Here is a 12,922-nt window from a genome sequence, read left to right as displayed (position 1 = left end):
CCCCCCTCACAAATACAAGTTCACTTAGTAAACGTTATGATTGATTTGCACTATTTATTATTTTTTAATTTTTCTAAATAATGCGATTATAATTATTATATCAAATTTCAAATTCTTATGTCGATATATTGGAAAAAGGTAGAAAAGAAATACGGAAAAAGCCTGTTTCAGCACCCTGTGAACAGACTTTTTCCGTATTCATCCATATTATAGCGATTACGCTAACTGATAAGGTTAAAATAAAATAAATTGATTTGTTTTTTGAACAAGCTCTTTTACATCCCGATCAATAACATTCACTTCGGTTACAAATTCATTGATTTTTTCAGCTGTTGTTTGAATAATTTCATTTACTTGTTCTGTCGCCACAGCAGTTTCTTCACTAGCAGACATTACAGATAATGTTTCATTTTGAATAGATGTTTGTTGCTGTTGAATGGAATGAACACGATTTGTTACATTTTGGAGCGCTTCATTCAATTCATTCGTTACATTCTTTAATCCCTGCATTTGATTTTTTACTTCCTTGACCTGGTTATTTTGTTCGGCATATTTCTTTAAAGCAACAGTCAGTTCTAGATTAGCCTCTTCTGTTTCAGTCCGGATATCTTGCGTTATTTTCTGGATACGGTCAGTGTGCTCTGCTGTTTTTTCAGCCAACTTGCGAACTTCTTCTGCTACAACCGCAAATCCTCGTCCGCTTTCCCCCGCACGTGCTGCTTCAATGGAGGCATTTAAAGCAAGCAAGTTTGTTTGTATTGCAATATCGTCAATGGTTTGCACAATTTCTTCGGTCCCCTTAACACGCTCTAACAAGATATTCATTGTATTCCAGAATGCCTCAAAGCTCTTTCCGGTCACTTCACTCCGGTTCAGTGACTCTTGCAGAGATTGCTCCCCCTCATGGCCGGCTTTTTTCACAACTCCTGAAATAACATCCATCTGTTCAACAGCTTCTGCGACTCCCTTGACTTCTTGTTCAAAACTTTGAATATTTTCAGTCGTACGTTCCATAGACTGAACCGTATGGGTATTACTAGATGCTATTTCATCACTTGCAGCCAATATCATATTATTCTGCTCTTGAAGATAGCGAGAAGAAGATACAAGATTACCGGATGCTTGTTTTACTGTCTGCGCCGTTGTCTGCACGTCATTGACTAAAGATCGCAAATAGACCGTCATATGTTGAAATGCTCCTACAATACGTCCTATTTCATCATCTCTTGTATATGCAATGTTTGTATCCCGTAAATCCCCCTGTGCTATACGTGCGGCTGCTTGTTCTACTGCGCCGAGCGGCTTTAAGATACGACGAATAAATACAGTTAAGATAATAAGAGAGAAAACAAAAATCACTACGATAAATAAAAGTAATTTGGGAACATGTTCCTTGGCAACCTCCCCTGCAATATCTTTAACTTTAGACGCATCTATATCCATCCCAAGGGCACCAAATACTTTGCCGCTTTTATCCTTAATAGGTACAATGACAGTCATATAATCTCCATACTTTTGGTCTTTAATAATACCAGTATGAATTGCTGTGTTGGACAATACTTGGTCTATATCGGGATAGTTCATGCTTGTCGCTTCTCCAATGGCAACTTGTATCTTTGAATCCTTTGGTTGTCCATCAATAATCATATATGTCTTGCCATTCTTAATTTCTAATGTATAAAGGTATAAAGCTCCATTGTTTTCACGAATCGTATTTAAACTATCGCGAAGCTTCCAGTAAGTGTCGTCTTTCTTTGGATTCTGCAGCCATTCTTTATAAGAATCTACGTCAAAATTCTTGGCAATTGCTTGTTCAATATTTATCCCAAATGTAGCAATACTGCTTTCAACACCACTTCTCAATATCACATTCGTAAAAATTCCAAATCCAATTACAAGAGATAACATAAGAACAACAGCTAAACTTATAATGCGACCTCGAATACTCATTTTTTGAAACATATTGTTCCCCCTTTTTCTGTTGACCGTGGATATTCATGAATTTTAGTCTAAATAAATCTCATTATCATTATTTTACTATTTGTATATATAAAAATATACAATATAAAGGACAGAAAAGTATTAGCAATTTACTAAAAAAGCTTCACAGGTATGAGTCCTGTGAAGCTTTACTGCCTCTTCAAAGGTTGCTTATCTTTCATTTCACATCACAACCTCTAATTGAATGTATGTCTTAAAAAGACTATTCCTTTTAAAAGAAAATGGCATACTATAAATAAGAGAAAAAATGTTGTATGTTTATAACAAAAGCATGACATCTAACATCGCAGGTGACTGATTATGACAAAAAATGAAAAAACCCATTTGTTTTTTCTTTTGGGTTCTTTATTGATTTATATAACTTCGCATTATATAGCTTTACAAATATGGGACGAGTCCTCATTTCTTTTTCAAATGGAAACAAATATAACTACTCTCATCATTGATCTAGTGATATGTAGTTCTTTATTTTATTCTACTTCCCGTAAAAAAGGACACGCCTACACGTTTTGGATGCTATTAGCAACCGGTTCGTTTTTTTACTTTATTGGCGATACAATTGTGACGTATCAACGTTTAATTTTGCACGAATACAAAACATTTGCAGATCCATCAGATGCATTCTATTTATTATTTTTACTCTTCTATACGCTAGCTTTTTTCTATAAATGTATGTATGACCGCAAAAATTGGAAAAGAATATTTATTTTATGTGATATCTGCATCCTCATTACAGCAATATTTACTTTAAACTATTATCTGTTCATCAAAAACGCTGTGAACCAAAATAAAATCTCTTTCATTTCTGAATTTGTTCAACTTGCGTATCCAGTTGCGAATTTACTATTTTTATTGATTGGAATTTGTTTATTATTTCGACCCGTAGCAATTACTTCCAAGCTAGTTATTTCATTGCTAAGTTGTTCGTTCATCTTATATGCATTAGTTGACTCTACCTATGCGTACATTAAATATTTTTTGCCACATGGTTCTATGTTTACCGTAGCACCTCTTTATCAAGTTATATTAGGGATAGTTGCAATCGCCTGTCTACTTCATACAAACGAACAAAGCAAATATATGCAAGCTCTTTTAACTACCCAAATGGGCGAGATAATTCGGTTATCAATTCCTTATTTATCAGTTGCTGCATTAATTCTATTTACTTTATATGAAAACACCTTTTCACCCATTTTAGTGAAAGGAGTTTTCTTAATGTTTTTCTTCGTACTCATTCGCCACCTGTTAGTACGAAATCAAAATGCACAACTATTACAAAAAGAGCAGCAGTTTAATCTGGAGTTAGAAAAACAAATTGAACTGCGGACAGAGGACTTAGTAAACAAAACAAACGCATTATTTCAAAGCCAACAAATGTTTAAATCATTATACGAACATCATCCTGATCCGATTTTTACATTAGATTTACAAGGGAAATTTTTAAATATAAATAATGCTGGAATCACATTGCTTGGCTATCAAGCAGATGAAATTTTGCACAAACCCTACCACTCTCTTGTGTATGAAAAAGATTTGGAAACTATTGTGGACGTTTTTCGTTATGTGAAAAAGGGACATTCCGCAGCTTTAGATATACGCGCATATCATCAAAATAGAGATATTTATTATTTACATGTAACAGTGGTACCAATCATATTTAAAGAACAAATTATGGGCATTTATGTAATGGTAAAAGATATTACCGAGAGCAAAAAGCAGCAAGAGCAAATTAACTTTTTAGCGTATCATGATACGTTAACACAGCTTGCTAACCGCCGTGCATTTGAAGAGCAGCTGGACAATGCAATCATTCAGGCTGACAAAGAAAAAACTCAATTCGCAATTATGTTTCTTGATTTAGATCGATTCAAAATGATTAACGATACACTGGGCCATAAAATTGGAGATCTTCTCTTAGTCGAAGTTGCAAAGCGATTGCAATATGCTGCTGGACAAAATAGCAAAGTGGCTCGGCTTGCCGGAGACGAATTTACTGTTCTAATCGAAAACTACGACAGTTTCTCAGAAGTTAAGACAATCGCAAATAACATTTTACGAGTCATAAATGAACCAATTCAAATAGAAAATCACACATTGCAAATTACTACAAGCATTGGAATTGCCGCTTATCCAGACGCCGGAGATGACGCTATATCACTTCTGCAGCATGCTGATATGGCGATGTATGAAGCAAAAAATAAAGGAAAAAACGGTATTTCAGTTTATCGGTAAATTGGCAAGAAAAACCCACTGATGGGAGGCTTTCTCCACTAAGGTTCTTACTGCTAATAACTACAAAAAAGCCGCAAAGGTTTACTCCTTTACGGCTTTTTGCATTACTTCATATTTGAAACGTTCAAACGGTTCACTGCACGTTGTAGTGCCATTTCTGCACGTTTGAAGTCAACATGTGCTTGTTTATCTTGCAGACGTTGCTCAGCACGACGCTTCGCTTCATTTGCACGATGAACGTCGATATGATTTGCTGTTTCAGCAGATGGTGCTAATACTGTTACTTTCTCAGGGCGAACTTCAATAAAGCCACCGCTAACTGCTATGTAATCTGTATGTCCACCATTTTTCAAGCGAATTGCACTAACCTTAAGTGGTGCAACAGTTGGAATGTGACCTGGCAAGATCCCCATTTCCCCGCTCTCTGCTTTTACGCTTACCATTTCAACTTCGTTTTCATAAACCGGTCCATCAGGAGTTACAATACTGACTGGAAATGTCTTCATAATTCGTCCCTCCTAAGGCCTTATGCCATCATTTTCTTCGCGTTTTCAACAACTTCTTCAATACCACCAACAAGACGGAATGCGTCCTCTGGAAGGTCATCATATTTTCCTTCTAGAATTTCTTTGAATCCACGAACTGTATCTTTTACAGGTACATAAGATCCTTTTTGACCTGTAAACTGTTCTGCTACGTGGAAGTTCTGTGATAAGAAGAACTGAACGCGACGAGCACGATGCACAACTAATTTATCTTCTTCAGATAACTCGTCCATACCTAAGATAGCGATGATATCTTGAAGCTCTTTATAACGTTGTAATGTTTGCTGAATTTGACGAGCAACTGCATAATGCTCTTCTCCAACGATTTCTGGAGAAAGTGCACGAGATGTAGATGCTAATGGATCTACCGCTGGGTAGATACCCATTTGTGTTAAACGACGCTCTAAGTTTGTTGTTGCATCTAAGTGAGCGAACGTTGTTGCTGGCGCTGGGTCAGTGTAGTCATCGGCTGGTACATATACCGCTTGGATAGACGTGATAGACCCTTTATTTGTTGATGTAATACGCTCTTGTAATTGACCCATTTCTGTTGCAAGTGTTGGCTGGTAACCTACCGCAGATGGCATACGACCAAGAAGGGCAGATACTTCAGAACCCGCTTGCGTGAAACGGAAGATGTTATCGATGAACAATAGTACGTCTTGTCCTTGCTCATCACGGAAATGTTCAGCCATTGTTAAACCTGTTAATGCAACACGTTGACGTGCTCCAGGCGGCTCGTTCATTTGTCCGAATACCATCGCTGTTTTCTTGATTACGCCAGAATCACTCATTTCATGGTATAAGTCGTTACCTTCACGAGTACGCTCACCTACACCAGCGAATACAGAGATACCACCGTGCTCTTGTGCGATGTTGTTAATTAATTCTTGGATTAATACTGTTTTACCTACACCGGCACCACCGAATAGACCGATTTTACCACCTTTAATATAAGGAGCTAATAAGTCTACTACTTTAATACCAGTTTCAAGAATTTCTACTTTTGTAGATAACTCTTCAAATGCAGGTGCTTGACGGTGAATTGGATCACGGCGTACATCCGCTGCTACTTCTTCACCTAAGTCAATTGCATCACCTAATACGTTAAATACACGGCCAAGTGTTGCATCACCAACTGGAACAGCAATTGGTTTACCAGTATCTTCTACTTCTGTACCACGAACAAGTCCGTCTGTAGAAGACATTGCTACTGTACGAACTGTATTATCACCAAGATGAATCGCAACTTCTAAAGTTAAGTTAATTGCATCTTGTTTAATTCTAAGGGCATTGTAGATTTCAGGTAGCTTTCCGCCGTCAAACTTAACGTCTACAACCGGACCCATGATTTGCGTAACGCGCCCTTTGTTCATCGGGTTCCCTCCTAGCTTTCTTTAAATTAGCCAGCTTTTCTACGAGCAGCCGGCTTTAAATTTTTTTATATTTCATTTCGCCTTGAGATTATCGGCTCCGCTTTTTATTCCTATTCTAACGCTGCTGCACCGCCGACGATTTCCGTAATTTCTTGCGTAATCGCTGCTTGACGAGCTCGGTTGAAAGAAAGTGTAAGTGTGTCGATAACTTCCATTGCGTTGTCTGTAGCACTTTTCATTGCTGTCATACGCGCTGCGTGCTCGCTTGCTTTACCGTCTAGCAATGCACCGTACACTAAGCTTTCTGCGTATTGAGGCAATAATACTTTTAAAATATCTTCTTCAGACGGTTCAAACTCATATGAAGTTTTTGCTTTTTCAGATGTCACATCAGTAAGCGGTAAAATTTTCTTCTCCGTTACTTCTTGTGAAATCTTACTTACATAATGATTGTAATAAATATACAATTCATCATAAGCACCATCTGTAAACATAGAAATTGCTCTTGAAGCAATGTCTTTAATATCAGCAAATGACGGTTGATCAGATAATCCAATTACTTCATCAATGATATTAAAGCCACGACGTTTTAAATAATCACGGCCTAGACGTCCTAGTACAATAATCGCGTACTGGTTTGCATCCATGTTGTGACGCTCTTTCACTACGTTGCTTACTGCACGTAAAACGTTACTGTTATATCCACCTGCTAGTCCGCGATCCGATGTAATAACAATATATCCTGTTCGCTTCACAGGACGCGCTTTTAGCATTGGGTGATTTACCCCGCTACCTTGCGCTATATCCGCTACTACTTCTTGAATCTTATTCATATACGGAACGAAAGATTTAGCATTTTGCTCTGCACGGCTTAATTTCGATGCAGATACCATCTCCATCGCTTTCGTAATTTGACTCGTTTTCTTTGTCGAGTTAATTTTTGCTTTTATATCGCGTAAAGATGCCACAGGTTTTCACCACCTTTTTTCCGGAAGTTGGCATGATTAGAAAGGCTCTCCGTTTGTTCATCTTTCTAATCTAATTAACAAGCTATACTTGTTCATGATTGAAGGAAAAGAATAGGTGCACCTACCCCTTTCCTCTACATATCCGTTAGCACTCTATGTAAGAGTTACCTGTTTATATAGAAGTGGAGCGGCTAGAAAGGTCGGTGGCTTCGCTTTTTCCTGCGAGGCAAAGAACGCCTCTACGTCAAAAGCTCCATCCCCCTCCCTTTCTAAACGAGCCGCTTCCGCTTTTTATTATTATTCAGATGCTACGAAAACTTTTTTGAAGCCGTTAATAGCTGCTGCCATTTTTTCGTCTTCAGCAAGTTTTGTTGTTGTACGAATTTCAGTTAATAATTCAGCAGCATTTGTATCTAACCAAGCATGGAACTCGTCTTCGAAACGAGTGATATCTGCTACTGGGATATCATCTAAGAATCCGCGTGTTAATGCGTAAAGAATCATAACTTGCTTCTCTACTTTTAATGGCTTATGCAAGCCTTGTTTTAATACTTCTACTGTACGTGCACCACGGTTTAATTTCGCTTGTGTTGCTTTATCAAGGTCAGAACCGAACTGAGCGAACGCTTCTAATTCACGATAAGATGCAAGGTCAAGACGAAGTGTACCAGATACTTTGCTCATCGCTTTGATCTGAGCCGCACCACCAACACGAGATACAGAAGTACCTGCATCAATCGCTGGACGTACACCAGAGAAGAATAGATCAGATTGTAAGAAAATCTGTCCATCTGTGATAGAGATTACGTTTGTTGGGATGTAAGCTGATACGTCCCCTGCTTGTGTTTCGATGAAAGGTAATGCTGTTAAAGAACCAGCGCCTTTTGCATCACTTAATTTTGCCGCACGCTCTAGTAAGCGGGAGTGTAGGTAGAATACATCCCCTGGATATGCTTCACGACCTGGAGGACGACGTAATAGTAATGACAGCTCACGGTATGCAGCTGCTTGTTTAGATAAGTCATCATATACAACTAATACGTGTTTGCCGTTGTACATGAACTCTTCACCCATTGTTACACCAGCATATGCAGCTAAGTATAATAATGGAGCAGGTTGAGAAGCAGATGCAGTTACAACGATTGTGTACTCTAATGCACCGTGCTTACGTAATGTTTCAACTACGTTACGAACTGTAGATTCTTTTTGTCCGATCGCTACATAGATACAAACCATATCTTGATCTTTTTGGTTCAAGATTGTATCAAGTGCAACAGCTGTTTTACCAGTTTGGCGGTCACCGATGATTAACTCACGTTGTCCGCGGCCAATTGGTACAAGAGCGTCAATCGCTTTAATACCAGTTTGAAGTGGCTCATGAACAGATTTACGGTCCATTACACCTGGTGCTGGGCTTTCGATTGGACGAGTTTTTGTTGTATTAATTGGGCCTAAACCGTCTACTGGTTGACCTAATGGGTTTACAACACGGCCGATTAATTCTGCCCCTACTGGTACTTGCATGATGCGACCTGTACGACGTACTTCGTCACCTTCACGAATTTCAGTATAAGGTCCTAAAATAATGATACCTACGTTATTTTCCTCTAAGTTTTGTGCTAGTCCCATAACGCCGTTAGCGAACTCAACAAGCTCACCAGCCATAACGTTATCAAGACCATGAGCACGTGCAATACCGTCACCAACTTGAATAACTGTACCAACATCGCTTACTTCGATCTCAGATTGATAGTTTTCAATTTGTTGCTTTATCAGTGCGCTAATTTCTTCAGCTCTGATGCTCATGCGCTTCACCCCTATCTATTCTTCATAAGTTCACGCTGAATACGTGCTAATTTTCCTTGTAAACTGCCATCGTAAATGCGGTTTCCAATGCGTACTTTAATACCGCCTAGTAAATCTTCATCTACAACATTTTGAACGCGAATTGCATCTTTTCCTGTTTTCTTTGCAAATACTTCTGCAATGCTTAGCTTCTCATCTTCTGACAAAGAACGAGTAGAGTAAACAATTGCATCAGCTACGTTACGCTCTTCATTTGCAAGTGCAACATACGTATCTACAATTTCAGGTACTAATGTTTCGCGATGATTATCGATTAAAATATATAACGTGTTTAAAATTGGCTGAGAAACAGTAGAAAACACGTTAGAAAGGAATTGTTTTTTCTCTTCTTTTGAAATGCTTGGTTGTCCTAAAAAAGTATGTAGTTCGTTACTACTTACAAAAATACTTTGTACAAGGCGCAGTTCTTCCTCAAACATTTCTAGTACGTGTTTATCTTTTGCGATTTGAAAAAGAGCGACAGCATAACGTTTAGCTACAATCTCATTGCTCATCGCGCTTCTCCTACCTCTTTAATATAATCGCGAATTAATTGAACTTGGTCTTCTTCTTTTAGTTCTTTTTGCATTACTTTAGAAGCAATTTGTACAGATAAAGAAGCAACCTGTTCTTGTAGAGCAGCAATCGCGTGCTCTTTTTCGCGTTGAATTTCTTGTACAGCAGATTCTTTAATAGATACTGCTTCTTCTTTTGCAGCAGCAACGATACTTTCTTTTTGATCCTCTGCTTGCTTTTTCGCTCTCTCAATTAATTCTTGCGCTTCAACACGTGATTGTTTTAACATTTCACGTTGTTCTTCTACTAACTTTTTCGTCTCTGCATTGTTCTTCTCTGCAGCGTCGATTTCGCTAGAAATATGATTTTCACGTTCCTTCATAATTCCCATTAAAGGTCCAAATGCATATTTACGAAGCAGTGCTAATAGAATTAGGAAAACGACTAATGTATAAAGTACCGTTCCGTATGGAACAGCAGCAGCTCCTAATAATAGAGTTGGCACAAGGAGTCACTCCCTTCAAAAATCTAAATTAAATAAATGAACAGACAAGTAATGTTTCATTCATACAGCAATGGCGAAGAAGGTCCCAAAACGATCTTCGCCACTTATTGTAAGGGGAGCTATCCCTTATTTGTTTAATACGATAAACGCGATTACTACACCGATGATTGGAAGCGCCTCAACTAACGCTACCCCGATGAACATGATTGTTTGAAGAGTACCACGTAATTCTGGTTGACGAGCAACACCCTCAACTGTACGAGATACGATAAGACCGTTACCAATACCAGCACCTAATGCAGATAAACCAATTGCGATTGCAGCTGCGATTACACCTAAACTCATTTTAAAAGTCCTCCTTTTTATCATTAAAAAATAAATTTTGTACTTACTTTAAATATATTAATGGTCGTGGCTTATTTTATGAGCCATGTACACCATCGTTAACATTGTAAAGATATATGCCTGGATAGCACCTACGAAAATACTGAAGCCCATCCATGCTAACATCGGCAGAACAGCACCTAATGCGCCAAACACACCGCTTGCTCCTAACTGAGCAAGTAATGTTAATAAAATCTCACCAGCATAGATGTTACCAAATAAACGAAGACCTAACGTCAATGTATTAGCAAATTCCTCAATCAACTTTAATGGGAGTAAGAATTTCATTGGCTGAATATAGCCTTTTAAATATTCTTTCGTACCCTTCATCTTAATTCCATAATAATGGGTGAGGGTAACTACCATCACGGCTAATGTTAGAGTAACTGCTGGGTCAGACGTTGGAGATCTCCAACCTGCAAGGTGCTCACCACCCTCAGCTACCGTAAGCATGAGCGGCAAACCGAGCATGTTTGCTACAAATATGTACATAATGAGTGTAACTCCAAGCGTTAAAAATCGTCCGCCTGTTTGCCAGTCCATCGTACTATTGATCATACCCTTCACGAAGTCCATAACCCATTCAAGGAAGTTTTGCATTCCTGTTGGACGCAAGGCTAAGCGACGTGTACACATCATAGCGATGATAAATACGATTACTGCCGCAACAGTCGTCATCATAACAGCGGACAAGTCGAACGTTAAACCTAGAAATTCAACTAATTTACCGTGTTCCACTAGTAATTCACCTCTCTTCCCTGCTCTTATACTGTAAATAAAGAAAATCTATGATCATGACAAGATACCCTGTCAGCAATCCTACTCCTAAGCTCCACATCGCCATTAAATGTTGATATTTCGCTGCAAATAAAATTAATAGCCCTATCGCGGCTAATCTCGAATATGTACTCACTGCGGTCGCTTTATACTTTACATTCTCTCCTTGTGTAACGCGATCTAACAGCCTGTCCGTCTTGTGTGCAACAATGCGCAAACTAAGAAAACCGAAAATCGTTCCGATAATCAGCCCCAGAAAGACATCTTTGTATGAGGTAAAGCCCCATCCTAATACAAAGAGTGCGAGAAGGTTGTACATATATTTCTTTTGTCTTCGGACAAGTTCATGTACTTCTATCATCATTGCTCTCCTGAATAAAAGTGTCGAATGAGTCGAATCATAGCATAAACCCCTGTTCCAAGACCTAATAACAAACCGATTACTAGGAATAAAGGAAACGTTCCAAGCTTACCATCAATCCACTGTCCGCCAAAAATGCCAACTAAAATAGCACCAACGAGCTGAGAAAGAATTCCAGTCATTAAAGCATATGCCTTAAATGGACTACGCTTGTTTTCTTCCAAGGATTCATCCCTCCATATGTAAAGCCTCATTCACTATGCGTTAATAATAACTCATTTTTTTGTATAAATTCTACTCAAATAAGAAACTTAACTTTTTTGTCAAAGAATAGACGAAAAATTGTCAATGAAAACCCTACCATCTATCCCCGTTGTTAGCATACAATAGGGTATTAAACAGTGTCAACGTCAAATCGAAAAAAATCAAAAAATTTGAGTATTAGTCATTTATTGGCAGAAATGAAAACGTTCCCCTTCAAAATACTGTTAATAAATATCTAATTTCTAAACCCTTTCTCTTTATAATGGAAGAAAAAAGTTCACATTTTTGTCACCATTGTTTTTTCCTAATATAACGTTTAACTTTCGTAACATAACTTTCTCAAGCAGGGAGTTTCTATATTATATGCAATCTAACTGTATGTTATGTCGTATAAAAAAACAGACGAGAAGGCTTTCTTCTCGTCTGTTGTCTTACTTCGTTCCGAATAAACGGTCACCAGCATCTCCAAGACCTGGCACAACATATCCATGATCGTTTAATTTTTCATCTAATGCAGCAACGTAAATATCCACATCAGGATGGTCTTCTTGTATAACTTTTACCCCTTCTGGAGCACCAACGATACACATTAATTTAATATGCTTCGCACCGCGTTTCTTTAAAGAAGTAATCGCTTCTGATGCAGATCCGCCTGTCGCTAACATTGGATCAAGTACAATAAAATCACGTTCTTCTACATCAGTTGGAAGTTTCACATAGTATTCTACAGGTTGTAATGTTTCTGGGTCGCGATATAAACCGATATGACCTACTTTCGCTGCTGGAATTAATTTTAAAATTCCATCTACCATCCCTAAGCCCGCACGTAAAATAGGGATTAAACCAAGTTTCTTACCTGCAATCACTTTTGTTTTCGCCTTACTTACAGGTGTTTCAATTTCAATTTCTTCAAGCGGAAGATCGCGTGTAATTTCAAACGCCATCAAGCTTGCCACTTCATCTACTAGTTCACGAAATTCTTTCGTACCTGTATTCTTATCGCGAATATATGTAATCTTATGCTGAATTAAAGGGTGATCAAAAACATACAGTTTTCCCATGTGAATCTCTCCTTCAGATGATATTAATGCGTGAGGACACGCCGTTTTTTACACTATGTACGATTGTAAAGAAAACGCTACTAATAT

13 protein-coding genes are annotated in these 12,922 nt (G+C 38.2%); 1 reads left to right on the top strand and 12 read right to left on the bottom strand.

The window, feature by feature from the left end; genetic code table 11:
* Window positions 1-234 precede the first annotated feature (234 nt).
* Window positions 235-1,443 (bottom strand): methyl-accepting chemotaxis protein, encoded by a 1,209-nt coding sequence (locus WAX78_RS10295; protein ID WP_413789189.1) that lies wholly within the window; start codon window positions 1,441-1,443, stop codon window positions 235-237.
* Between the two features lie 858 nt (window positions 1,444-2,301).
* Between WAX78_RS10295 and WAX78_RS10290 the strand changes: the two genes are divergently transcribed.
* Window positions 2,302-4,233, top strand: a complete 1,932-nt coding sequence (locus WAX78_RS10290) for a sensor domain-containing diguanylate cyclase (RefSeq protein ID WP_336482185.1) — start codon at window positions 2,302-2,304, stop codon at window positions 4,231-4,233.
* 104 nt (window positions 4,234-4,337) lie between these two features.
* On the opposite strand, the gene WAX78_RS10285 is transcribed toward WAX78_RS10290, so the two are convergent.
* The 11 genes from WAX78_RS10285 to upp form a co-directional block, all read right to left on the bottom strand.
* Entirely contained in the window at window positions 4,338-4,739 is a 402-nt protein-coding gene (locus WAX78_RS10285) for a F0F1 ATP synthase subunit epsilon (protein ID WP_336482184.1), read from the bottom strand.
* A 20-nt stretch (window positions 4,740-4,759) separates the two neighbouring features.
* Window positions 4,760-6,154 carry a F0F1 ATP synthase subunit beta gene (gene atpD, locus WAX78_RS10280; RefSeq protein WP_336482183.1) on the bottom strand — a complete coding sequence of 465 codons (1,395 nt, stop codon included), beginning with the start codon at window positions 6,152-6,154 and terminating at the stop codon, window positions 4,760-4,762.
* A gap of 110 nt (window positions 6,155-6,264) precedes the next feature.
* Window positions 6,265-7,122 (bottom strand): ATP synthase F1 subunit gamma, encoded by an 858-nt coding sequence (gene atpG / locus WAX78_RS10275; RefSeq protein ID WP_336482182.1) that lies wholly within the window; start codon window positions 7,120-7,122, stop codon window positions 6,265-6,267.
* Between the two features lie 297 nt (window positions 7,123-7,419).
* A complete protein-coding gene (gene atpA / locus WAX78_RS10270; RefSeq protein ID WP_336482181.1) occupies window positions 7,420-8,928 on the bottom strand; it encodes a F0F1 ATP synthase subunit alpha in 1,509 nt (502 codons plus the stop codon).
* A gap of 11 nt (window positions 8,929-8,939) precedes the next feature.
* Entirely contained in the window at window positions 8,940-9,482 is a 543-nt protein-coding gene (locus tag WAX78_RS10265) for a F0F1 ATP synthase subunit delta (protein WP_336482180.1), read from the bottom strand.
* Entirely contained in the window at window positions 9,479-9,988 is a 510-nt protein-coding gene (gene atpF, locus WAX78_RS10260; protein ID WP_336482179.1) for a F0F1 ATP synthase subunit B, read from the bottom strand. Before atpF ends, WAX78_RS10265 begins: the two co-directional genes overlap by 4 nt.
* A 126-nt stretch (window positions 9,989-10,114) precedes the next feature.
* Window positions 10,115-10,333: a F0F1 ATP synthase subunit C gene (gene atpE / locus WAX78_RS10255; RefSeq protein WP_251226953.1), complete on the bottom strand. Its 219-nt coding sequence runs from the start codon at window positions 10,331-10,333 to the stop codon at window positions 10,115-10,117.
* 57 nt (window positions 10,334-10,390) lie between these two features.
* Window positions 10,391-11,110 carry a F0F1 ATP synthase subunit A gene (gene atpB / locus WAX78_RS10250; RefSeq protein WP_336482178.1) on the bottom strand — a complete coding sequence of 240 codons (720 nt, stop codon included), beginning with the start codon at window positions 11,108-11,110 and terminating at the stop codon, window positions 10,391-10,393.
* A gap of 7 nt (window positions 11,111-11,117) precedes the next feature.
* Window positions 11,118-11,510, bottom strand: coding sequence for an ATP synthase subunit I (locus tag WAX78_RS10245; RefSeq protein ID WP_336482177.1), 393 nt, complete (start codon window positions 11,508-11,510; stop codon window positions 11,118-11,120).
* Window positions 11,510-11,734 (bottom strand): AtpZ/AtpI family protein, encoded by a 225-nt coding sequence (locus tag WAX78_RS10240; protein WP_336482176.1) that lies wholly within the window; start codon window positions 11,732-11,734, stop codon window positions 11,510-11,512. The genes WAX78_RS10245 and WAX78_RS10240 overlap by 1 nt, the downstream gene beginning before the upstream one ends.
* 471 nt (window positions 11,735-12,205) lie before the next feature.
* Window positions 12,206-12,835 (bottom strand): uracil phosphoribosyltransferase, encoded by a 630-nt coding sequence (gene upp, locus WAX78_RS10235; protein ID WP_020061432.1) that lies wholly within the window; start codon window positions 12,833-12,835, stop codon window positions 12,206-12,208.
* Window positions 12,836-12,922 lie beyond the last annotated feature (87 nt).

The organism is Bacillus yunxiaonensis (assembly GCF_037104695.1).
GTDB classification, from domain to species: Bacteria; Bacillota; Bacilli; order Bacillales; family Bacillaceae_G; genus Bacillus_A; species Bacillus_A yunxiaonensis.
Note: the sequence above shows the minus strand (reverse complement) of the source record. Positions and strands in the feature narration are given on the sequence as shown.